The sequence below is a fragment of the Leifsonia sp. GW821-FHT13C05 genome, from assembly GCF_058806515.1.
Genome location: NZ_JBXAPT010000008.1, coordinates 146,467 through 170,171 on the forward strand (window position 1 = coordinate 146,467; position 23,705 = coordinate 170,171).

General features: G+C 66.7%; 19 protein-coding genes. 15 read left to right on the forward strand and 4 right to left on the reverse strand.

Features of this window, described 5'->3' with window-relative positions; genetic code table 11:
• Positions 1-12 precede the first annotated feature (12 nt).
• Both guaB and AC1ROC_RS18595 read left to right on the forward strand, forming a co-directional pair.
• The gene (gene guaB / locus AC1ROC_RS18590; protein WP_168690035.1) at positions 13-1,515 is read left to right on the forward strand and encodes an IMP dehydrogenase; all 1,503 of its coding nucleotides are present in this window, start codon (positions 13-15) and stop codon (positions 1,513-1,515) included.
• A 97-nt stretch (positions 1,516-1,612) separates the two neighbouring features.
• Positions 1,613-3,301, forward strand: a complete 1,689-nt coding sequence (locus AC1ROC_RS18595) for an ABC-F family ATP-binding cassette domain-containing protein (protein WP_493001831.1) — start codon at positions 1,613-1,615, stop codon at positions 3,299-3,301.
• Positions 3,302-3,335: 34 nt separating this feature from the next.
• On the opposite strand, the gene AC1ROC_RS18600 is transcribed toward AC1ROC_RS18595, so the two are convergent.
• The gene (locus tag AC1ROC_RS18600) at positions 3,336-4,481 is read right to left on the reverse strand and encodes a MalY/PatB family protein (RefSeq protein ID WP_493001832.1); all 1,146 of its coding nucleotides are present in this window, start codon (positions 4,479-4,481) and stop codon (positions 3,336-3,338) included.
• 44 nt (positions 4,482-4,525) lie between these two features.
• On the opposite strand from AC1ROC_RS18600, the gene AC1ROC_RS18605 reads away from it, so the two are divergent.
• From AC1ROC_RS18605 to AC1ROC_RS18665, 13 genes are all read left to right on the forward strand, one after another.
• Positions 4,526-5,644 (forward strand): GuaB3 family IMP dehydrogenase-related protein, encoded by a 1,119-nt coding sequence (locus AC1ROC_RS18605; RefSeq protein ID WP_168690924.1) that lies wholly within the window; start codon positions 4,526-4,528, stop codon positions 5,642-5,644.
• Positions 5,645-5,681: 37 nt separating this feature from the next.
• A complete protein-coding gene (locus tag AC1ROC_RS18610; protein WP_493001833.1) occupies positions 5,682-7,469 on the forward strand; it encodes a glycerol-3-phosphate dehydrogenase/oxidase in 1,788 nt (595 codons plus the stop codon).
• Positions 7,470-7,570: 101 nt separating this feature from the next.
• On the forward strand, positions 7,571-7,999 hold the full coding sequence (locus tag AC1ROC_RS18615; protein ID WP_493001834.1) for a peptidase inhibitor family I36 protein: 429 nt from the start codon (positions 7,571-7,573) through the stop codon (positions 7,997-7,999).
• Positions 8,000-8,926 carry a hypothetical protein gene (locus AC1ROC_RS18620; RefSeq protein ID WP_493001835.1) on the forward strand — a complete coding sequence of 309 codons (927 nt, stop codon included), beginning with the start codon at positions 8,000-8,002 and terminating at the stop codon, positions 8,924-8,926. It abuts the gene before it with no gap.
• A complete protein-coding gene (locus tag AC1ROC_RS18625; protein ID WP_493001836.1) occupies positions 8,923-10,125 on the forward strand; it encodes a peptidoglycan-binding protein in 1,203 nt (400 codons plus the stop codon). The genes AC1ROC_RS18620 and AC1ROC_RS18625 overlap by 4 nt, the downstream gene beginning before the upstream one ends.
• Before the next feature lie 52 nt (positions 10,126-10,177).
• On the forward strand, positions 10,178-11,992 hold the full coding sequence (locus AC1ROC_RS18630) for an ABC transporter ATP-binding protein/permease (protein WP_493001837.1): 1,815 nt from the start codon (positions 10,178-10,180) through the stop codon (positions 11,990-11,992).
• An 89-nt stretch (positions 11,993-12,081) separates the two neighbouring features.
• A complete protein-coding gene (locus AC1ROC_RS18635; protein ID WP_085370229.1) occupies positions 12,082-12,612 on the forward strand; it encodes a cation:proton antiporter regulatory subunit in 531 nt (176 codons plus the stop codon).
• 2 nt (positions 12,613-12,614) lie between these two features.
• A complete protein-coding gene (locus AC1ROC_RS18640; RefSeq protein WP_493001838.1) occupies positions 12,615-13,967 on the forward strand; it encodes a cation:proton antiporter in 1,353 nt (450 codons plus the stop codon).
• Positions 13,968-14,012: 45 nt separating this feature from the next.
• Positions 14,013-14,807 (forward strand): SURF1 family protein, encoded by a 795-nt coding sequence (locus tag AC1ROC_RS18645; RefSeq protein WP_493001839.1) that lies wholly within the window; start codon positions 14,013-14,015, stop codon positions 14,805-14,807.
• 4 nt (positions 14,808-14,811) lie between these two features.
• Positions 14,812-15,261 carry a DUF3817 domain-containing protein gene (locus tag AC1ROC_RS18650; protein ID WP_085370226.1) on the forward strand — a complete coding sequence of 150 codons (450 nt, stop codon included), beginning with the start codon at positions 14,812-14,814 and terminating at the stop codon, positions 15,259-15,261.
• A gap of 22 nt (positions 15,262-15,283) precedes the next feature.
• Positions 15,284-16,870 (forward strand): glutamine-hydrolyzing GMP synthase, encoded by a 1,587-nt coding sequence (gene guaA, locus AC1ROC_RS18655; protein WP_085370252.1) that lies wholly within the window; start codon positions 15,284-15,286, stop codon positions 16,868-16,870.
• 171 nt (positions 16,871-17,041) lie between these two features.
• Complete coding sequence (locus AC1ROC_RS18660; RefSeq protein WP_085370225.1) at positions 17,042-18,904, forward strand: polysaccharide biosynthesis protein; 1,863 nt, start codon at positions 17,042-17,044, stop codon at positions 18,902-18,904.
• A gap of 81 nt (positions 18,905-18,985) precedes the next feature.
• Positions 18,986-19,960 carry an NAD-dependent epimerase/dehydratase family protein gene (locus AC1ROC_RS18665; protein ID WP_493001840.1) on the forward strand — a complete coding sequence of 325 codons (975 nt, stop codon included), beginning with the start codon at positions 18,986-18,988 and terminating at the stop codon, positions 19,958-19,960.
• Between the two features lie 36 nt (positions 19,961-19,996).
• Here the strand turns inward: AC1ROC_RS18665 and AC1ROC_RS18670 are convergent, their stop codons facing one another.
• Genes AC1ROC_RS18670 through AC1ROC_RS18680 form a run of 3 tightly spaced genes read right to left on the reverse strand, consistent with a single transcriptional unit; the run spans position 19,997 to position 23,696 of the window.
• Positions 19,997-21,064: a glycosyltransferase gene (locus AC1ROC_RS18670; protein WP_493001841.1), complete on the reverse strand. Its 1,068-nt coding sequence runs from the start codon at positions 21,062-21,064 to the stop codon at positions 19,997-19,999.
• 11 nt (positions 21,065-21,075) lie between these two features.
• Positions 21,076-22,284, reverse strand: coding sequence for a hypothetical protein (locus AC1ROC_RS18675; RefSeq protein WP_085370222.1), 1,209 nt, complete (start codon positions 22,282-22,284; stop codon positions 21,076-21,078).
• Positions 22,281-23,696, reverse strand: coding sequence for a hypothetical protein (locus tag AC1ROC_RS18680; protein ID WP_493001842.1), 1,416 nt, complete (start codon positions 23,694-23,696; stop codon positions 22,281-22,283). The genes AC1ROC_RS18675 and AC1ROC_RS18680 overlap by 4 nt, the downstream gene beginning before the upstream one ends.
• Positions 23,697-23,705: the final 9 nt, after the last annotated feature.

Genomic DNA, 23,705 nt, shown 5'->3' on the forward strand with positions numbered 1-23,705 from the left:
CTAAGGGGTGAAATGGATCAGTCGGATCCGTTCGGTTTCATCGGTTTGACCTACGACGACGTGATGCTGCTTCCCGGCTACACGGACGTCATCCCGAGCGAGGTCGACACCTCCTCGCGGCTCACCAAGCGCATCTCGGTCTCCGCCCCGCTCCTGTCGAGCGCGATGGACACCGTCACCGAGTCCCGCATGGCCGTCGCCATGGCGCGCCAGGGCGGCATCGGCATCCTGCACCGCAACCTCTCGATCGAAGACCAGGCGGCACACGTCGACAAGGTCAAGCGGTCGGAGTCCGGCATGATCACCAACCCGGTCACCACCACTCCTGACGCCACTGTCGAAGAAGTGGATGCGCTCTGCGGCCAGTTCCGCGTGAGCGGCCTCCCCGTGGTCGAGGCGGACGGCAAGCTCGTCGGCATCATCACCAACCGCGACATGCGTTTCGTGTCGCCGTTCGAGCGCACCAGCACGTACGTGCGCGACGTGATGACCCGCATGCCGCTGATCACCGCGCCGGTCGGCATCGACCCGGACTCCGCCGTCGCCATCTTCGCCGAGCACAAGATCGAGAAGCTCCCGCTGGTCGACGCCGACGGTCGCCTGCGCGGTCTCATCACCGTCAAGGACTTCGACAAGAGCGAGAAGTACCCGAACGCCACCAAGGACGACGAGGGCCGCCTGCGCGTCGGCGCGGCCATCGGCTTCTTCGGCGACGGCTGGGAGCGCGCGATGACCCTCATCGACGCCGGAGTCGACGTGATCGTCGTCGACACGGCGAACGGCGAGAGCCGCGGTGTCCTCGACATCATCAGCAGGCTCAAGCACGAGCCGCGCGCCGCCCACGTCGACGTGATCGGCGGCCAGGCGGCCACCCGCTCCGGTGCCCAGGCACTGATCGACGCCGGCGCGGACGCCATCAAGGTCGGCGTCGGGCCAGGCTCCATCTGCACCACCCGCGTCGTCGCCGGCGTCGGCGTTCCGCAGGTGACCGCCGTCTACGAGTCCTCCCTCGCCGCGCGTCCGGCCGGTGTGCCGCTGATCGCCGACGGCGGCCTGCAGTACTCGGGAGACATCGCGAAGGCGCTCGTCGCCGGAGCGGACACCGTCATGCTCGGCTCGCTGCTCGCCGGAACCGCCGAGTCGCCCGGCGACCTGGTCTTCGTCAACGGCAAGCAGTTCAAGAACTATCGCGGCATGGGCTCGCTCGGCGCGATGCAGACCCGCGGCAAGAAGACCTCGTACTCCCGCGACCGCTACTTCCAGGCGGACGTCCCGAGCGACGAGCAGCTCATCGCCGAGGGCATCGAGGGTCAGGTCCCGTACCGCGGCCCGCTGTCCGCCGTGGCGTACCAGCTGCTCGGCGGCCTGCGTCAGTCGATGTTCTACGTCGGTGCCCGCACCATCCCCGAGCTCAAGGAGCGCGGCAAGTTCGTGCGCATCACGCCGGCCGGGCTCAAGGAGTCGCACCCGCACGACATCCAGATGGTCGTGGAGTCGCCGAACTACACGCGCTGACGCCACCTGCTCCACCGAAACCGCCGTCCACTCCCCGTGGGCGGCGGTTTCGTCTATTCTGGAAGGCTTTGTCCGCATCCAGTTCAGGAGTCCCGTCATGGGCCACATCGACGTCTCAGGCGTCTCGTACACCCTCGCCGACGGCCGTCCGCTGCTCGACGACGTCTCGTTCCGAGTGGGTGATGGACGCGTCTCGGCACTGATCGGCGCGAACGGCGCGGGGAAGTCGACGCTGCTGCGGATCATTCGGGGCGAGCTGCGACCGGATTCCGGTTCGGTCGTCATCGACGGAGGGCTCGGGGTGATGGACCAGTTCGTCGGCCACGTGCGCGACGACCGGACGGTGCACGACCTCCTCGTGCAGGTGGCCCCTCCCGCCGTGCGCGCGGCGGCGGAGCGGCTGATCGCCGCGGAGGACGCGATCATCGAGCGCGACGAGACGGACACCCAGCTGCGCTACGCCACGGCCATCGCCGAGTACGCGGATGCGGGCGGATACGACCAGGAAGTGCTCTGGGACAACTGCACGGTCGCGGCGCTCGGTATCCCGTTCGAGCGCGCCAGACTGCGGCCGGTGCGCAGTCTCTCCGGCGGGGAGCAGAAACGCGTCGTGCTGGAGGCGCTGCTGCGCGGTCCGGAGCAGGTGCTGCTGCTCGACGAGCCGGACAACTACCTGGATGTGCCAGGCAAGCGCTGGCTGGAGGAGCAGCTACGCACCACGCGCAAGACGGTGCTGCTCGTCTCGCACGACAGGGAACTGCTCGCGAGCGCCGCCGACCGCATCGTCACCCTGGAGCTCGGCGCGGCAGGCAACACCACCTGGACGCACGGCGGCGGTTTCGGCGGCTACCACGCGGCCCGCGAGGAGCGCATGGAGCGGCTGGACGAGTTGCGCAGACGCTGGGACGAGGAGCACGCGAAGCTCAAGGCGCTCGTGCTGCGCTTCAAGGAGAAAGCGAAGTACAACAGCGATCTCGCCTCCGCGTACCAGGCTGCGCAGACCAGGCTCGCGAAGTTCCTCGCCGCCGGTCCGCCGGAGGCGAGGCCGCGCGAGCAGAACGTGCGGATGCGGCTGACCGGCGCGCGCACGGGACGCCGCGTCGTCGAATGCCACGGCCTGGAACTGACCGGGCTGATGCGCCCGTTCGACGCGGAGGTCTGGTTCGGCGAGCGCATCGCCGTGCTCGGCTCCAACGGCTCCGGCAAGTCGCACTTCCTGCGGCTGCTGGCGGCGGGAGGGACCGACCCCGACCCGGCGGCCGGTCACCTGGCGTCCGCGGAAGTCGCGGGGACGCCAGTGCCGCACACCGGCGTCGTGAAGCTCGGCGCGCGCGTGGCGCCCGGGTTGTTCGCGCAGGCCCACGAGCATCCGGAGCTGGTCGGCAGGACGCTGCTCGACATCCTGCACCGCGGTGACGACCGCAGGGACGGGATGCCGAGGGAAGCAGCGAGCAGGGTGCTGGACCGCTATGGCCTCGCCGTCGCGGCCGAGCAGAACTTCGAGTCGCTGTCCGGCGGGCAGCAGGCGCGGCTGCAGATCCTGCTGCTCGAACTGTCCGGGGCGACGCTGCTGCTCCTCGACGAGCCGACGGACAACCTCGACCTGGTGTCTGCCGAGGCTCTCGAAGACGGACTGGCCGGGTTCGAGGGCACGGTGCTCGCGGTGACCCACGACCGCTGGTTCGCGCGCGGGTTCGACCGGTTCCTCGTCTTCGGCGCGGACGGCGAGGTCTACGAGACGGACGAGCCGGTGTGGGACGAAGGGCGGGTGGCGAGGGTGCGCTGACGGGTCAGCGCATCCGGGGTCAGCGCACCCCGGGTCAGCGCATCCGGGCGATGCGCGTGACCGCCTCCTCCAGCACTGCGGGCGAGCACGCGAAGTTCAGCCGTACGAACCCGGCGCCCTGCCGGCCGAAGTCGGCGCCGGGGTTCAGCGCCACCTTCGCCTCGTCCAGGATGCGCGCGCTCGGGTCGTCTCCCCAGCCGAGCGCGCGCAGATCCACCCAGGCGAGGTAGCTCGCGTGCGGTTCGCGGTAGCGCGCATCCGGGAGGTGCTCGGCCAGCAGCGTCGTGAGCCGCACGCGATTGCTGCCGATGGCGGCCAGCGCATCCGCCAGCCAGGCGCGGCCGTCGCGGTAGGCGGCCTCGGTGGCGATGCGCCCGAGGTGGCTGGTGCGCACCTCCACTTCGATGGGCAGCGACCGGATGCGGTCGGTCATCCTGTCGTCGGCCGTCACGAAGAACGCGCACTTCAGCCCGGCGAGGTTCCAGGCCTTGCTCGCGGCGTGGGCGGCGATCCCGTGGCGGCGGGCCTCCGTGGAGACGGAGAGGAACGGGGTGAACGTGGCGTCCGGGTGGGTGAGCGGCGCGTGCACCTCGTCGCTGACCACGACGGCGTCGTACCGTGCGGCCAGCGCGGCCACCTCCGCCAGCTGCTCGGCGGAGTGCACCAGGCCGAGCGGGTTGTGCGGGTTGCAGAGCAGGAACGCACGGGCGCCCGCGGCGAACGCGCGCTCGATGCCGTCCAGGTCGAGCGACCAGCCGTCTGCGTCGGAGAACAGCAGCGGCACCTCGTCGACCACTCCGCCGGCCTCGGGCACCAGCTCGAAGAACGGCGGGTAGACCGGGGGCGTGATGATGACGCGATCGCCCGGGCGGATCGCCAGCCGCAGGGATTCGACGATGACGACGCTCACGTCCGTGGTCGTCAGCGTGCGCTCCGGCTCCACCTCCCAGCCCCAGGATGCGGAGGCGAAGTCGGCGAGGGCGCGCTTCGCGGCGTCGTCCGGCCCGATGTATCCGGTGTCGGAGTGGGCGATGGCGTCGTGCAGCGCAGCGGCGACCGGCTCGGCGAGCGGGTAGTCCATCTCGGCGACGAACAGGGGGAGCACGTCGTCCGGATACGCGCGCCACTTCTCGCTGGTGCGGGTCCTGAGCTGGGAGAGCGGGGAGGCTTCGACCGTCATGGGACCACTCTGCCAGCCCTCCGCCATAGACTGAACGAGTGAGTATGGAGATTGAGATCGGGCGCGCCAAGCGCGCTCGCCGCGTTTACGCCTTCGATGACATCGCCGTGGTTCCGAGCCGGCGCACCCGCGACCCCGAAGATGTGTCGGTGTCGTGGTCCATCGACGCGTACCAGTTCTCCATCCCGTTCCTCGCGGCGCCGATGGACTCGGTCGTCTCTCCGACCACCGCGATCATGATGGGCCAGCTCGGCGGCCTCGGCGTCCTCGACCTCGAAGGCGTCTGGACCCGCTACGAAGACCCGGAGCCGCTGCTCGCCGAGATCCGCGGCCTCCCCGCCGACAAGGCGACGGCCAGGATGCAGGAGATCTACGCGGAGCCGATCAAGCCGGAGCTCGTCACGGCACGCCTGGCGGAGATCCGCGAGGGCGGCGTCACCGTGGCCGGCGCGCTCTCCCCGCAGCGCACGCAGGAGCTCTACGAGACCGTCGTCGCCGCCGGTGTCGACCTGTTCGTGATCCGCGGCACCACGGTGTCCGCCGAGCACGTCTCCAAGAGCGTCGAGCCGCTCAACCTCAAGAAGTTCATCTACGAGCTGGACGTCCCCGTCATCGTCGGCGGCGCGGCCACGTACACGGCCGCCCTGCACCTCATGCGCACCGGTGCTGCCGGCGTGCTCGTCGGCTTCGGCGGCGGCGCTGCGTCCACCACCCGCTCGACCCTGGGCATCCACGCTCCGATGGCCACGGCCGTCGCCGACGTCGCCGGCGCTCGCCGCGACTACATGGACGAGTCGGGCGGACGCTACGTGCACGTCATCGCCGACGGCGGCCTCGGCAGCTCCGGCGACATCGTCAAGGCGATCGCCTGCGGTGCGGACGCCGTCATGCTCGGCTCGACGCTGGCCAGGGCGACGGACGCCCCCGGCGGCGGATACCACTGGGGCGCCGAGGCGCACCACTCGCAGCTGCCGCGCGGCAACCGCGTCTCCGTCGGCCAGGTCGCCCCGCTCGAGGAGATCCTCTACGGACCGGCCCCGGTCGCCGAAGGCTCTGCGAATCTGGTGGGAGCCCTGCGACGCTCGATGGCAACCACGGGATACTCGGACTTGAAGGAGTTCCAGCGCGTCGAGGTCGTCGTCGCGCCGTACCGAGCGCAATAAGACGTCGGCCGAAGGCGGCCGAGTAAGGGAGAGAACGATGGTCACACAAGGATCCGCGTCCAACCCCGCCGTGACGTATCCGTCACGGCTCGGCCCCGCAGAGCGAGCTGACGCGATCGCCGCGCTCAAGGACACCGAACTCGACATCCTCGTGGTCGGCGGCGGCATCGTCGGCACAGGCAGCGCGGTGGATGCGGTCACCCGCGGCCTCAGCGTCGGACTCGTCGAGGCGCGCGACTTCGCCTCCGGCACGTCGAGCAGGTCGTCGAAGCTCGTGCACGGCGGCATCCGGTACCTGGAGCAGCTCGACTTCCGGCTGGTGCGCGAGGCGCTGATCGAACGCGGCCTGCTGCTGCAGCGCATCGCCCCGCACCTGGTGAAGCCGGTGCGATTCCTCTACCCCCTCAAGAAGCGGGTGGTCGAGCGCGCATACGTCGGCGCCGGCATGATGCTGTACGACATCTTCTCCTACACCGGCCTCCGCCCGCCGGGCGTTCCGCACCACCGTCACCTGTCCAAGCGGCAGGTGCAGCGCGCCATCCCGAGCCTGGCGAACGACGCGCTGGTCGGCGGCATCACCTACTACGACGCTCAGGTGGACGACGCGCGCTACGTCGCGAACCTCGCCCGCACCGCAGCGCACTACGGGGCCCACGTGGCCACCCGGGTGCGCGTCGAGGGCTTCATCAAGGTGGGCGAGCGCGTGGTCGGCGTGCAGGCGCACGACCTGGAGACCGGGGAGCGGTTCGAGATCCGGGCCAAGCAGGTCGTCAACGCGACCGGCGTGTGGACGGACGACACCCAGGCGATGGTGGGGGAGCGCGGCCAGTTCAAGGTGCGGGCCTCCAAGGGCATCCACCTGGTGGTGCCGCGCGACAGGTTCCAGTCGAAGATGGGCCTGCTGCTGCGCACGGAGAAGAGCGTGCTCTTCGTCATCCCGTGGGGCAGGCACTGGCTGATCGGCACCACGGACACCGACTGGCACCTCGACAAGGCGCACCCGGCCGCGACGGCGGCGGACATCGACTACCTGCTGGCCCACGTCAACGCGGTGCTCGGCATCCCGTTGACCCGCGAGGACGTGGAGGGCGTGTACGCCGGGCTGCGGCCGCTGCTCGCCGGGGAGTCGGAGCAGACCAGCAAGCTGTCCCGCGAGCACCTCGTCGCGCACTCCGTGCCCGGGCTGGTCGTGATCGCCGGCGGCAAGTGGACCACGTACCGCATCATGGCGAAGGACGCGATCGACGCGGCCGTGGATGCGCTCGACGGCAAGATCCCCGCGAGCGCGACGATGGACATCGCCCTCGTCGGCGCAGAGGGATACCAGGCGGCCTGGAACAGGCGCAAGCGCATCGCGGCGGACAGCGGCCTGCACGTCGCCCGCATCGAGCACCTGCTCAACCGCTACGGCACGATGGCCGAGGACATCCTCGACCTCGTCCGCGACGATCCGGAGCTCGGCTACCCGCTGCCCGGCGCGGACGACTACATCGGCGCGGAGGTCGTCTACGCGGCGTCGCACGAGGGCGCACTGCACCTCAAAGACGTGCTCGCCCGGCGCACCCGCATCTCGATCGAAGCGTGGGACCGCGGCGTCTCCGCCGCCCCCGTCGCCGCGCGGCTGCTCGCCGGCGTACTCGGCTGGGACAAGGCACGCGAGGAGCGCGAGGTCCGTACATACCTCGAACGCGTCGCCGCCGAACGCGCGAGCCAGCTGCAGCCGGACGACGAATCGGCCGACCGCATCCGGTTGGAGGCGCCGGACATCGTGGATGTCGACGCCGCGGCACTGAAAGCGGAGAAGTCGCCAAAGACGGCGAAGTAGGGCTCGAATCCGGAAGGTGGAGTTTTAGATTCTTCTAGTGGTGTACTGTGGGTTCCACCCTGTGATTCTCAATATCACGGGGAGCAGCACCAAGGAGAAGAATGTCTCGATTCAAGAAGATCGTCGCGGCGAGCGCAACGGTTATGGCCGCCGCAACCCTTTCAGTGATCGCAACCGACCCCGCCTCGGCCGCTACATCGCACTGCCCGAAGTACTACGCGTGCATCTGGAGAGACACGATGTACGAGACCGCCGGCAACGGGCTCGGTCTCAGCAAGTTCCAGTACTGGATGGACGACTATGCCAAGGCGTATGGCAAATACGAGGGCACGAACATCAGCGGTGCGGAGTCTGCATCGTCGCTGTTCAACAACGGTGGCTCCAGCAACGTTATGTGGTACCAGCATCCCAACTACGGCGGCGACTACGTCTTCGTGGGTGTCGGGAAGTATGACGGCAACATCCACGATGCGGCCGGCGTCGTGACCAAGCAGTTCCACGACCGTATCTCGTCGGGCAAGTTCGTCTAGATGGTCTTCGCGAATGGGCGCCGGTCATCGCTCTACGCGATGGCCGGCGTTGCGCCTCTGCTCATCGTGCTCGCCGGCTGCTCCGGCGCAGAAGGGTCAACGACGACGCCCGAGCTTCCCGACAAGAATCTCGATCAGTGGGTCATGCCGCTCGACGAGTACCGTCCGACTGAGATGCACTTCACTGTCGCGTCGGCGGTCAGCAGCGCGATTGTTCGTGCCTGCATGGTTGACAGCGGCGAAGAGTACAAGGTTGCGATCGTGGATCCGGAGTCCAGAGGGAGCGAAACATCTACGCGATATGGGCGGAAACTGTTCTCCGTTGCGATTGCATCCGAATGGGGCTATCGCCCGGCTCCACCCCCAGGATCCTACGAGGCGGATCGCCGCGAGGCGATTGAGTATTCGACGACCCGGGGAGAGGCGTCGCCGTCATACGCCGACACGCTTGACGCCTGTCACAAGCGAGCGGACAAAGAGTATCCGCTCGCAGTGACGAAGTACCAGGGAGCGACAAGCCTTGCTATGGACGCCGATGCGGTCGCTCTCGCTTCCGAGGAAGTTGAAGCGGCGGCGAAGCGGTGGCGGACGTGTCTGACACCGAAGATTTCATTCGAAGTCCCACGATCGCCGATCGATATGCCAACGGAGGCAATGAGGGAGAAGCTCGGCATATCGGGTGGAGATTTGACGTCGATGTGGGGTGCCGGATCGACGGCTTCGAGCGCAGAGATCGAGACGGCGACGGAGGATGCGAAGTGCCGTCGGGAGAGTGGGTTCTCTCAGGCGTACTACGACGCATCCTGGGACGAACAGCGCGAACAGGTGCGCAAGCATGCTGACGAACTGGAGCGTGCTAGAAAGGCGATCCAGGACGACTGGGCGGATGCTGTGCGCAGACTCCACAGCGGGAACGCGACCGAATGACAAAGCGTCTGCGTCGGCTGCTCGTCATCGCAGGGGCTGCTGTTGGCGTACTGCTCATCTCCGGCGGATGGTTTGCGGCGTCGATCCTGCAGTCTCCCGCACAGCGCGAAGCGGCCGCACGTCCGCCTGCCCCGAAGCCGATCGTCGCTGAAGTGACAGAAGGCGACCTCGAGCGGATCGTCACTGTGCCGATCGCGCTCGTCGCGGAGGCAACCCAGTCGTTCGCCCTTCCCCAGCCGAGGGATGCTTCCCTCGTCGTGGTCACCGATCAACGGTCGGTGCCGGGGGGCACCCTCAAGGCCGGCGACGTGGTAACCGTCCTGAACGGGCGGCCCATCTTTGCAATGGTCGGAACCTTTCCCTTCTACCGGGATCTCGCCCTCGGTATGGAAGGCCCGGATGTCGCTCAGCTGCAACGGAGCCTCACTGTCGCGGGATATCCAATTGACGATGACGGGCGGTTCGGCAGGCAGACGATGCGCGCTGTGGAATCCCTCTATGAGGCGGCGGATCACAATCTCGTGCTTCCGCCACCCGCTCCGACGGCGAACAGTCCTGCAAAGACGGTCTCAGGACCCGAAACGGAGACGCCGACTTCCGACGTAGAGGTGCCCGAATCCCTTCGAACTCCCGTCGTTCCGATGTCAGAGTTGGTGGTGTCTCCTGTCCTCCCCGCGCGCGTCGCAAGCACGCCATCGGTAGGAACCGTCGTTAACACTGAGACGGCGCTTGCGCTTGAGTTCGGAGGATTGGTCGCCCGGGCCGAGGTGGGCGACTCCGCGGCGTCGCAGTTGGCATCGGGAATGCCCGCGCATATCACCTTGCCGAATGGAGACACCGTGACCGCGGAGGTGTCGGATGTCGCGCCGAGCACGGGAAACTCAGACGAAGGCGAGAAGACGAGTACCGGTAGCACCAGCGTAACGCTCACGCTGGGCGGAGAAATCGCCGATGATTACCGAAGCCAACGTCTCCACGCATCCATCGTCGTTGCGATCCTCGCTCAATCCGCGCTCCAAGTTCCCGCGAGCGCCGTCGTCGCGGAGTCCGGTGGCAGATCGCATGTTCTCAAGCGGGAAACAGACGGATCGTTTCGCCGCGTCGCGGTGACCGAGAAGGCGGTGCTGGAAGGACGCAGCGCAATCGAACCGTCGCAGCAGGGGGCGCTCAAGGCAGGTGACGTTGTCCGAGTCGGCTGAGAACGCAGTCGCTCTCCGATCCATCTCGAAGGCGTTTCCTCCGAACCGAGACGTGCTTTCTGGACTGGACTTCTCCGTCGCGCCGGGCGAGTTCGTAGCGATCGAGGGACCCTCGGGCGGGGGCAAGTCGACGATGCTGAATATCATCGGACTGCTTGACACGCCGGATGCCGGTGACTACCTGCTCGGCAGCGTCGACACCCGTTCTCTCTCCCGCAAAGACCTGGCGCGATTCCGCTCTGACACATTCGCGTTCATCTTTCAGAGTTTTCATCTCCTGGACCGAAGGCCGGCGATCGACAGCGTCGAACTGGGACTTCTGTATAGAGGCCTTCGCCGGACGGAACGACGGAAGCGTGCTCTGGAGTCACTCGCATCGCTCGGAATCGAATCGCTCGCGTTCACACGGGCGGCGAATCTTTCAGGGGGCGAGCGGCAGCGTGTGGCGATTGCGCGTGCGCTAGCGTCGGGCGCGCCGATCGTGCTTGCCGATGAGCCGACGGGCAATCTTGATTCCGAAAGTGGAGCGAGCGTCGTCGCTGCCCTGCAGCAGGTGAATCGGTCTGGTGCAACTGTCGTCCTCGTCACACATTCCCCGGAGGTTGCACAGTCAGCGCGCCGCAGCGTCGTCATGGTAGACGGCCGCCTCACGGAGAGATCGACGACGGGTGCTGTCGAACTCCCGGAGCCTCGCCCCAGCCCAGGCGGGCCGGGACGCCCGTCCCGCCTTCGAATCGCTGACCTCATCGGGGATGCTTTCTCTACACTGGCGTCGCGTGTAGCGCGGTCCGTCGGCCTCGTGTCCGCAGTAGCGCTCGGAGTCGCTCTCGCGGTGGGCACCATGGGCGTTGCCCAGTCATCGCAGGCTCAGGTGCGCGACACGTTCGACGCGCATGTCAATCGAGACGTGAAAGCGGAATGGACGCCGCGCTCGTCGCAGCGAACGGGCGAGACGCTCAGGGACATCGAGCGCCTTAGCGGCGTGGAGTCTGCTGGCTTGCTCGCTACTCATTCACCGGCTACAGCGCAAGCGACGACGACGAGAGAGCCGATTGAGGTGGTCGGCTACAGTGCGACGCCCGAGATAGCGGAGGCAGCGCGAGCGGACCTGGATTGGGCAGACGGAGTCGAGCGCCTCGAAACTGGTAACGTGCTTGTCGGAAGCGTTCTCGCCAAGCGTCTCCAACTGGCTTCCCCCGATCTACGCCCGGTCGTGACAATCAATTCCCAGCCGTTCGTCGTCGCCGGGACTATCAACTCTTCGTCTCGGCTTCCGCACCTTCCGAACGCCGTGATCGTCTCGAACGAGGATTCCGCCGCGCTCGGCCGCTCAGACCGAGTGGTCGCCCTCGTGGTCTCACGTGCCGGTGCAGCGCAGCAAGTCGCAAAGCAGATTTCATTCGCAATCGATCCCTTCCTACCGTCACGAGTCGAAGTCACGGCACCGACAGACCCGAGCGATCTTCGGGCGGAGGTGGAAGCCGATGTCCAGAGTCTGCTCTTCGTCCTTACCGGCATCTCCGTCATCGCAGCAATCTTCGGTTTAGGTAATGCGATGGTCTCTGCCGTGATGGAACGCAGGCAGGAGTTCGGGTTGCGGCGCGCAATCGGAGCGAGGACGTCGCATCTTTTCTGGCAGGTCATCGTGGAGGCAGTGATGCTTGGCGCGGTCGGCGGGGTAGTCGGACTGGCGACAGGAGTGGGAGGTCTTCTGATCGTGACCATCGCGCAACGCTGGGCTCCCGTCTTCGATCTGGCACTCGCGCCGTGCGCGGTCGTCGGCGGGATCCTGGTTGGATCGATCGGTGGGATGCTGGCAGCCATCAGTGCCGCGCGAATCCGGCCGAGTGACGCACTACGCCACTGACCACCTCGCTCCACGATCTGGTCCAGGGCTCACGCACAGAGGCCCTCCGGTAGGCTTGTAGCTCCACGTGAATCGGTTGGAGACGGAACATGGTTGACGTTCGACGGGTCAAGTTGCCCGGGGTCGGGGTGCTGCATACCTTCGTCACAGACGATGGCGGAAAGGTCGGCGTGATCGCCCACCGGTCCGGTCACAGCGACCTCATCACTTTTTCCGACCACGAAGACGGTGCAGACGTGACGAAGGTCTCGCTGCGCCTGAACGACGACGAGGCCCACACGCTCGCCGAGCTGCTCGGTGGCACGCAGATCACCGAGTCGCTCACCGCGCTCGACCAGATCCCGGGCCTCAGCATCGACTGGTTCAGCGTCGACTACGAAGACCACATCGCCGGGCAGCAGCTCGGCAGCCCCGCCGACCGCGGGATGGTCGGGCTGACCGTCGTTGCCGTCGTGCGCGGCGAGTCCGCCAACCCGGCGCCGGCTCCCGACTTCAAGGTGTTCCCCGGCGACACGCTCGTCGTCGCGGGGTCGCCGGAGAAGGTGGCCAAGGCTTTCGCATTCTTCCGCACCGGTGAGCTGCCCGTCCGCGCCACCGTCGACGCACCGCCTGGGGGGTAGCCATGCATCTCGGCGAAGACCTCATCATTCTCGGCGTCCTCCTGCTCGTGGCATACGTGCTTGGGCGTCTCGGCAAGCTGGTGGGTCTCCCCGCGATCCCCATCTACATGCTCGTCGGGCTGCTCGCCAGCCCGCACACCGGGTGGTTCCCGCTCAATTTCGAGTCGAACTACATCGAGCTCATCGCGATCTTCGGGTTGATCCTGCTGCTGTTCAACCTGGGGCTGGAGTTCGATCAGGACGAATTCTTCGGCAACTTCGGCAAGCTCATCATCTCCGGCGGTTCGTACATCGTTGTGAACATGGGTGTCGGCCTCATCTTCGGCTTCATGGTCGGCTGGGGCACCAGGGAAGCCCTGATCATCGCCGGAATGACGGCCACGTCGTCCAGCGCGATCGTGACCAAGCTGCTGATCGAGCTGAAACGCCTAGCGAACACAGAGACGCCGATGATCCTGGGCGTCACCGTCGTCGAGGACATCTTCATCGCGATCTACCTCGCGATCGTCTCCGTCGTGCTGAGCGGTGAGACGGACTTCTGGCCGATCGTCGCCAAACTGGCGATCGCGTTCACCTTCCTCGTGGTGATGTTCACGATCGCGCGGTTCGGCGGCCGGTACGTGTCCAAGCTGTTCCGCACCAAAGACGACGAACTGTTCACCATCCTGTTCTTCGGCTTCGCCGTGCTGTTCGCCGGCATCGGCGAGATCCTCGGCGTCACGGATGCGATCGGCGCGTTCCTCATCGGGCTCGTGCTCGGCGCGACGAAGTACCGCAACAAGATCGAGCACATCGCGATCCCGTTGCGGGACGTGTTCGCCGCGTTCTTCTTCCTCAACTTCGGCCTCGCGCTGAACCCCGCCCAGTTCCCGTCCGTTGTCGTCCCCGTGCTGCTGGCGGTGCTGCTGACGATCGTGCTGAACATCCTCGCAGGGCAGTTCGTCGCCTGGATCAACGGGATGGGCGTGCAGGCCGGCATCAACACCACCGTCATCCTGCAGAACCGCGGCGAGTTCGCGCTGATCCTCGCCACGCTGTCGTTGAGTGCTGGACTGGATGAACGCATCCAGCCGTTCGCGGGCCTGTACGTGCTGATCATGGCCGTCCTCGGGCCCGTGCTCGCAGCAAACTCCGAGAAGATCGGTGCGATGATTCTCCGGACCGGCAAAAGCCCGAAGAAGAAGCGCGCGAAGAAACCCGAGCGCGATCCGATGCTCGACGAGGAGATCGCGCTCGTGGAGGCGGCGACAGCCGACCTCGACCCAGAGGCGCGATCGGACGACACCCGGCAGGCCATCGACCGCGTCGTCGAGCAGGCCATGCACGAAGACAGCAGCGACCGAAAGCGGGACTGAGCCATTAGCACGACCAGCGGCAGTGGAGAGACCACACTGTTCCAGATGATGCTGCGCCCGCGGTGGATCGGCGCTCTCGTCTTCGCGCTGCTGCTGGCCGGTGGATTCGCGTGGCTGGGCCAGTGGCAGTTGGAACGCGCCGTCGAGGCGGGCAAGGTCGTCGAGATCCCGAGCGAGACCGTGCTGCCGCTCGCGAAGGTGGCGAAGCCGGGCGGCCCGATCGCCGACACGGCGACCGGCCAGCTCATCAGCGTGACCGGCTCGTTCGTGCCGACCGACTACCAGCTGGTGCAGGGCAGGCTCAACCACGGAACCGCCGGCTGGTGGGTCGTCGCGCACGCGACCGTGCCAGGCGCCGAGGAGGGCGCACGTCCCGTCGCCCTCGCCGTCGCGCGCGGGTGGGCCGCCGACGAAGCGACCGCGAAGTCGGTCATGGCACGGCTCGCCGGTGAGCCGGCCGCCCAGCAGGAGATCGTCGGCAGGCTGCTGCCGACCGAGGGGCCGGAGGTCCCGAGCGACAAGAAGCACCCGACGGCGATGACCACCGTGTCGGTCGCCGCCCTCTACAACCTCTGGACCGGTGTGGACGGCATGGACGTGTACTCCGCATACGTCGTCGAGAAGACGCCGCCCGCCGGGCTGACGAAGATCGACTCGCCCCCGCCCATCCAGGAGCGCACGCTCAACTGGCTCAACATCTTCTACGCGGCGGAGTGGATCATCTTCGCCGGATTCGCGGTCTTCTTCTGGTATCGCCTGGTGAAGGACGCGAAGGAGAAGGAAGACGAATTGCGCGAGCTCGCCGCCGGAACGGCCGCCCCGCTCGGGAAAGTAGAATAGACCCATGCCCCTCGCTCCCAAGCTCGCCGATTTCCCGAAGATCCGCGGGGCGCTCCGGTTCTACCAGGTGTTCGCATACATCACGGGCATCATGCTGCTGCTGCTCTGCCTCGAGATGGTCATCAAGTACGGGATGGGCTACCAGCTCTTCGCGTTCGGCAACCACGGCGTCTTCGCCCTGGTGCCGGTGAACGACCCGGTGACGCCGACGGGCGTCGACCTGAGCACGGGCATCCTGATCGCGCACGGCTGGTTGTACGTCGTGTACCTGTTCTCCGACTTCCGCCTGTGGAGCCTGATGCGGTGGAACTTCACGAAGTTCGTGGCGATCGCCCTCGGTGGCGTCATCCCGTTCCTGTCGTTCTTCGTGGAAACCCGCATCACCAAGCAGGTGAAGTCTTATCTGGCCGGCCGTGAGGCCGAGGAAGCGACCCTCGTGGAGGCATCAAATTAGCACTGACCCAGCATTCTCCGACCTGCTCGGAGGCGCAGACTCCGCCAACCCGTCCGGTCCGGTGCTCGTCGTCGACTTCGGCGCGCAGTACGCGCAGCTGATCGCCCGGCGCGTGCGCGAGGCGAACGTCTACTCCGAGATCGTGCCGCACACGGTCACCGCCTCCGAGATCGCGGCCAAGCGCCCGGCGGGCATCGTCCTCTCCGGCGGCCCGTCCAGCGTCTACGAGGAGGGCGCCCCGCAGCTCGATGAGGCGATCTTCGACCTCGGCGTCCCCGTGCTTGGCATCTGCTACGGCTTCCAGGTGATGGCCACCGCCCTCGGCGGAGAGGTCGCCCACACCGGTCAGCGCGAGTACGGCTCGACCGCCGTGCGGATCAGCGACGCGGGCGTCTTGCTCGATGGCCAGCCCGAGGAGCAGACGGCGTGGATGAGCCACGGAGACTCGGTCTCCAAGGCCCCTGAGGGCTTCGAGGTGCTGGCGTCCACCGACTCCACCCCGGTCGCCGCTTTCGCGAACGACGAGCGCAAGCTCTACGGCGTGCAGTGGCACCCCGAGGTCAAGCACTCCGCGTACGGCCAGGCCGTGCTCGAGAACTTCCTGCACCGCGCGGCCGGCATCCCCGCCGACTGGAACAGCGGAAACGTGATCGCCGACCAGGTGGCCGCGATCCGCGCCCAGGTCGGCTCCGGCCGGGTCATCTGCGGCCTGTCCGGCGGCGTCGACTCCGCCGTGGCCGCCGCGCTCGTGCACGAGGCCGTCGGCGACCAGCTCGTCTGCGTGTTCGTCGACCATGGCCTGCTGCGCAAGGACGAGGCCCGTCAGGTCGAGGAGGACTACGTCAAGGCCACGGGCATCCGCCTGGTGACCGTGAACGCGCAGGACCAGTTCCTCGACGCGCTCGCCGGCGTGAGCGATCCGGAGACCAAGCGCAAGATCATCGGCCGCGAGTTCATCCGCACCTTCGAGAAGGCCCAGGCCGACCTGATCGCCGAGGCGGCCAGCGAGGGCGACCCGATCCGCTTCCTCGTGCAGGGCACCCTGTACCCGGATGTGGTCGAGTCCGGCGGGGGAACGGGCACCGCCAACATCAAGAGCCACCACAACGTCGGCGGCCTCCCGGAAGACCTGCAGTTCGAGCTCGTCGAGCCGCTGCGCACGCTGTTCAAGGACGAGGTGCGCGCCATCGGCCGCGAACTCGGCCTCCCGGAGGAGATCGTCGGCCGCCAGCCGTTCCCCGGTCCTGGCCTGGGCATCCGGATCGTCGGAGAGGTCACGCGCGAGCGTCTCGACCTCCTCCGCGACGCGGACGCCATCGTGCGCGCGGAGCTCACCGCCGCCGGCCTCGACACCGAGATCTGGCAGTGCCCGGTCGTGCTCCTTGCCGACGTCCGCTCGGTCGGAGTGCAGGGCGACGGCCGCACATACGGTCACCCGATCGTGTTGCGCCCGGTGTCCAGCGAAGACGCGATGACCGCCGACTGGACGCGCCTGCCGTACGACCTGCTCGCCAAGATCTCCAACCGCATCACCAACGAGGTCGACGGCGTCAACCGCGTCGTCCTCGACGTCACGTCGAAGCCGCCGGGAACCATCGAATGGGAGTAGGCGGCCCGGCTGAGGCCACCGCCTGAAAAGGGCCGGGATGCTCGCGCGTCCCGGCCCTTAACACGTGATAAATACCGTAGGGTACGAAAACCCTGACAATGTGTGGGAAAATGGCGTCGGCCTCTGCGCCATCCCGATGCCGTAGTACACGAAAGCGAGTCCGCACCACCGATGTCCGTGAAGAACTGGCTCTGGAGCACTCACGTCCAGGATGAGACGCGAGCGCGCGGTGAGTCGATCTTCGTCCGCTTCGGCGTCCAGTACCTGACCGATGCGGTCGCCTGGGCCCTCGCCATCGTCGCGGCGGTCGTCTTCCGCTACGACTTCGTCGTCTCCCGGGTGCACTGGGTGCCCGTACTCTTCCTCTGCCTGGTCGTGATCGTCCTCCAGCTCCTGCTCGGCTGGACGTTCGGCGTCTACCGCGGACGGTTCACATACGGCAGCTTCGAGGAAGCACGCGCCGTGGCATACACGGTCGTCACGATCGCCCTGTTCTCCTCCGTGCCCGTCGTGATCTTCTCCGCCCAGATCGGAGTCCCGCGCAGCCTCATGCTGATCTCGGGCTTCATCGCATACGGGTTGATGGGGGCGGTGCGGTATCTGAAGCGGATGTACGTGGCGCAACGGATGCGGCCCGACAACGCGCAGCCCGTGCTCCTGCTCGGCGCGGGCTTCATGGGAAGTCTCATGGTGCGCCGGATGCTCACCGACCGTGAGTCGGAGTACATCCCCGTCGGCTTCCTCGACGACGACAGAAGCAAGCGCAATCTGCACCTGATGGGTGTGCCGGTGCTCGGCCGGTTCAAGGACATCGTCAAAGTCGCCAACGCGACGCGGGCCACCGCGCTCGTCGTGTGTGTCGCGCGGGCAGATTCCAACCTGCTGCAGCGCATCACGACGATCGCCGATTCCGTCGGCCTCAAGGTCAAGGTACTGCCGGAGCTCGATGACGTGAACGGCGGGCGCGCCACGCTCAAGGATGTGCGCGACCTCTCCATCGAAGACCTCATCGGCCGCCACCCGGTCGACACGGACGTCGCGTCCATCGCCGACTACCTGTCGAACAAGCGCATCCTGGTCACCGGCGCCGGCGGCTCGATCGGCTCGGAGCTCTGCAGGCAGATCGCCAAGTTCGGTCCTGCGGAGCTGATGATGCTCGACCGTGACGAGACCGGCCTGCAGCAGACCCAGTTGCAGATCTCCGGGCACGGCTTGCTGGACTCGACCGACGTCATCCTCGCCGACATCCGCGACGCTGACGCTCTCAAGCGGATTTTCATCGCACGTCGTCCGGAGGTGGTGTTCCACGCCGCTGCGCTCAAGCACCTCCCGATGCTCGAGCAGTACCCGGACGAGGCCTGGAAGACCAATGTCCTCGGGACACTCAATGTCCTGCGCGCCGCGATGGAGATAGACGTCGAGACCTTCGTCAACATCTCGACCGACAAGGCGGCCAATCCCACCAGCATCCTCGGCCACTCGAAGCGCGCGGCGGAGCGGCTGACGGCGTGGGCGGGCAAGGAGACGGGGAGCTCATACCTGTCCGTGCGCTTCGGCAATGTGCTCGGCAGCCGGGGGTCGCTCCTGCCGACGTTCCAGGCTCTGATCGCGGCGGACAAGCCGCTCACCGTGACGCACCCGGATGCCACCCGTTACTTCATGACGATCCCGGAGGCCTGTCAGCTGGTGATGCAGGCAGGCGCGATCGGATCCCCGGGCGAGGTTCTCATCCTCGACATGGGCCAGCCGGTTCGAATTCTTGACATCGCCCGGCGCATGATCGCACAGTCCGGCAAGAGCCTGGAGATCATCTACACGGGCCTGCGCGACGGCGAGAAGCTGCACGAGGAACTGACGGGGATCGGTGAGAAGGGCGCCCACCACACCCATTCGCTGATCTCGCACGCGCGAGTGCTCCCGATCGACCCCAGCAGGCTCGATCGCTCGGAGTGGCAGCGGCGCTGGGAAGACGACCAGGCCGAGACCGCCATTGTCGGGATCGAGCGCGGGAGTCTTGGCGGAGTGACGCGGTGACCGCGGCGTCCGCTTCGTCGCGTTCCAGAACTCCGTGACACGTGGCCATCACCGGCTCGTACTCGAAAAACTGAAAGACCAATGAAACTACTCATCACAGGCGGGGCCGGATTCATCGGCTCGAACCTCGCACGCTATGTCACTTCGCACGTCCCCGGCGCGGAGGTCCGCGTCATCGACGACCTCAGCACCGGTCGCCTGGACAACCTGGACGGCGTCGACGTGCGTTTCATCGAAGGGTCGATCCTCGACGGGGACGCCCTGAACGAGGCCGTCTCCGGCGTCGACTCCGTCGTGCACCTCGCTGCGCTCGGCAGCGTTCCGCGCTCGGTGGCCGCGCCGCTGCCTTCGCACCACGCGAACGCCACGGGAACGCTGCACGTGCTCGAAGCATCCCGTCTCGCCGGGGTCGAGCACGTGGTCGTCGCGTCGTCGAGCTCGGTCTACGGCAGCAACACCAAACTCCCGAAGTCGGAGTTCGACTGGACGAGGCCGATGAGCCCGTATGCAGTCACCAAGCACGCCACAGAGGGCTACACGATCGCGTACAACTACTCGTACGGGATGAGCACGCTCGCGTTCCGCTTCTTCAACGTCTTCGGCCCGTACCAGGCCGCCGATCACGTCTACGCGGCCGTGATCCCCAAGTTCCTCGATGCCGCCCTCAACGGTCAGCCGCTGACCGTGCACGGCGACGGCCTGCAGTCCCGCGACTTCACCTACGTCGAGACCGTCTGCTCCGCCCTGCTCGACGCGGTGCAGCGCCGGGTCAGCTCCCTCGACCCCGTCAACCTCGCGTTCGGGACGAGCACGCCGCTGCTGCGCGTCATCGACCTGATGCAGGAGCACCTCGGCATCGACATCGCCGTCGAGCACGTCGAGCCGCGCGTCGGCGACGTGCGCGCGTCTCAGGCAGACGGCATCCGCATCCGGGAGCTGTTCCCCGATGTGAAGCCGACGGACTTCGAGACGGCGCTCGGACAGACCATCGACTGGTACCGAGAGCGGCACGAGGCTGCGGCCTCAGGCCGCGATCGAGCCTCCTCCGGGGCGTAACGCGCGAACGGTCGAGTTCGGAGCAGGAGTGCGCTCCTATGGCGTCTCGCTGATGGCCTCGTAGAGCGCGAGATACGCACGGGCTGTGTCGGACGCGCGGAACCTCTTCGCGTTCTCCGCCGCCCCCTGCGACAGCGCTTCGTATGTCGCGGCACTCCGGGTGACGTCGGCGATTGCTCGGCAGACTCCCTCGACACCCTCCTGCTGGTCGAAGAGGATACCGGCCGAGCCGTCGACGACGGAGTCGCGGAAGCCGTCGACGTCCGGGCCGACCACGGGGAGCCCCATCGCCATCGCCTCGGCGGCGACCAACGAGAACCCTTCGAAGCGGGAGGTCGAAATCAGCACGTCGTGCTGATCCATGAGCCTCGCCACATCGCTGGACTGGCCGACCAGGGAGACTCTGTCTCCAACGCCAAGGTCCGCGATGTGTCGCTCGAGCGCGCCCCGTTGCGCCCCCTCGCCGACGATGGTCAGCGATGCCTCGGGTACGCGGGCCACAGCCGAGATCGCGTCCACGAAGTTCTTGCGCTCGTCCAGGTTGCCCACGGCGATGAGTCTCGGGTGTTCTCCCAGCGAGCGTGGCCGACGGCGATCGAAGAATGTGTCGGAGATGCCGTTGGCCACCACGGGGATGTCGCGTGTCAGGCCGAGCGACGCGAGGTAGCTGCGCAAGGCGTTCCCCACGCCATCGCTGATGGCGACGATGCTCGCGAACCGCTTGTAGAAGAAGCGATCCGCACGTCGGAGCAAGGTGGAGTCCCGACGCTTGTTCCACGTCGAGTGCTCGGTGTAAACGAGCGGGCGTCCGCGACCGGCCATGGGCACGAAGTACAGTGCGGGGAACAGGTGGACGTGAGTGAGGTCCGACGTCTTCAGATGGGAGCGCAGACCTAGGATCGCGCGAGGGTCGCGGGGTGATCGGCCGAGCGACACGACGTTCAGTCCGAGTCGTCGGGCCGTGTCCAGAGGAACACCGGCCGTGTCGGAGATCGTGAGGATCGTCACGTCGTGGCCCGCGGTACGCATGGACGAAGCGAGGTCGACGACGAGCGTCTCCGCTCCGCCGGTCGCAAGCGAGTTGATGACATGCACGATGCGCATATGTTCCGGCCTCAGATGATCTCGGCCGGCACGTCGGCGACGGCCGGGGACGGGGTGGTCGCCTGCCGGAACAGGAGGACTATCCAGATGATCGCGATGAGGACGGTCGCCGCTGTGACCATCGCGATGGCGCCCCCGACACCGAACAGAAGGCCGCCTGCCAGAGGCATCACGATTCCAGCGATGGATGTGACGGCGCGGGCGGTGAGAAGGCGCCGCCGCGCGAAATGGGTGCGGGCGAGCAAGTAATAGACGCCGTTCAGGAACGTAGCGGCGACGAAGATCGCTGCTTCCCACGCGTAGTCGGTCAGGGCGGTCAGCGTCCCGATCTGCAGCCCGCTGGCCTTGAGCAGGATGATCGCCGCGAAGCACACAGCGCCGATGAAAAGCGAAAGCCCGACGAAGAGCGACACCGACTTCAGCGTGGCGAACCGCTTGGCGTCGACTCCTGCGAAGAGCGGGCGAACGGGAGTCAGCAGGAGTTTGACCGGACCGGAGACGTTCGACAGCGCGCGGTAGACGCCGAAGCCGGTCACGCCGAGGATGGGGATGAGCGCATACGGTGTGCCGATACCCGAGGCGTCGAGCAGTACAGAATCGCTGAGCAGGGTCTTGATTTCGTGGTTGTGGGTCCGCATCCACTTCGGGATGAGTGATGGAGCGTATCCGGTCGCAGGCTTGGACAGTGCGGCACTGAGGAACGATCCGACCGCCCACACGACCATCATGGTGACGATCGAGAAGGAGTCCCGCGCGAACAGGAAGATGCACCAGCCGATGGCGAAGACGACGACGTTCGCGAAATCAGCTGGTACCACCCAGCGGTACTCGCGGTGGTGGATGGCGTAATACCTGGCTCCGGTCCGGTAGGTTGCGAAGCCCACCGCGAGGCCACCGAGGATGGCGAGGTTGCCGTAGCCGGGGATGAAAAAGAAGACGAGGACGGTGACGATCGTGGAGAGGATGGAATGCGTCAGCAGGGGTGCGCTGAACTCCTTCCAGCTCGCGGCCGGCTGCACGCGTTGCCAGGCTTCGCATACGACGGAGAGCAGAACCGACGATGCGAGGGCGAATGCCAGGTAGATCGCGGAGAAGCGCCCGAACGTCGCGGGATCGAGGCTGACGAGGGCGAGGATCTGCAGAAGCACGATCGCCGCCGAGTAGAAGACGGTGCCGAGCGAGATCCAGTACAGATGAGGCCGTGACGTCAGGGCCCTCACCTCACCTGCTCCGCCAACTCGGGAGCCGATGCCTCTTCCGCGCGTGACCGTGCAGCCAGGATGGCGCTCGCGATCATCAATGGCAGGAACACCGGCCACATGTGGCCGGGAGCCTGGAGATACGGGTTGGTGGCGTTGGCTGCGAGCGCAGCAACCGCGCCGACGGAGCTGACGTAGAGTGAGGCGCGTAGCGGATCGTCGATGCGGAATGCCTTGCGCACCACACGGAGGGAGGTCAGGAACACGGCGAGAATCAACAGGATGCCGATGATTCCGGTCCAGTAGAAGATCGCGTGGTACTGGAGCTCTGTCTGCCAGGGTTTCATGTCACGAACGACCTCGCCTCGATCGATCGAGGCCCCGAAGCCGCGCCCCACGAGCAGGTCTGCAGCCGAGTGCGGCGTGAGCAGGTTCTGGCTCTCGTTCTTGCGGATCTCGTCCGCCAGTGCGTCGTCCGCCGAGACGGTGAGGGACTTGTCGTCCACCGAGGGGAGGTCCGTCGTCGGGAGTTTGGCCGGCTGTCCTTCGACGATCTTCGTGGAGGAGCCGACCGCCGACGTGAACATGGAGGCGAAGTGCGGCTGCGTGAGGAGGCTGAGGGCGATCGCGACGACGGCGACGACTCCGACGCGGAGAACAGCACGACCGGTGAATCGTGGGCTCTCCGGCTTCGCATTACGGAATCGCAGCGCGACGAGCATCACGACGGCGATGATGGGGGAGACCACCAGGATCAGGACGACCGCCCGTCGCCAGGAGACGACGGCGCCGAGGATGGCCAACGATGCAGCGAGCGTGCGAAGCCAGACGGGCGGCAGGTACGGGTCCTTCGAGCTGCAGAAGAGCGAGGCGACCCACATTCCGCCCCACCAGATGAGGGGAGGCAGCGAGTTGGCGGACAGGGCCACCATCCCCTGCGAATCCGTCACGCCCCGCAAGAGGATGGGCGTGGTGAGCCAGTATGGCAATGAGCTGAACGGCATGTGGCCGGTGATGGTCAGGGCTTCGAGGACGAAGACGACCCCGATGAACACTGTCACCCAGGCTCCGACGAGGAAGATCACGCGCATCAGTCGACGGTCGAAGCCGACGACCATCACGCTGTAGACAGCAGGCCAGACCAGGAAGAACACCAGTGTTCGCTGCCAGGACTCGGCATCCCGGGCAATCGCGGTCACGATTCCGAGGAGGAGGAACGCAAGCCACAGAGCGGCAGGCAGGAGGAGAGACTTATCCGGACGCAGCCTGTGCTTCAGGATGTTGATCCCGGCAAGAAGGGCGAACGAGAGGATGAGCGGGTAGAGCAGGAAGTTGTTGCTGACCGGGATCAAGAACACGTACGCCATGGCGACCACCGACCAGACGATGGTGGCGATTGCCCACGGGTCGCGTTTGAGCGAGGCAAGAGGCATGGGACGGGT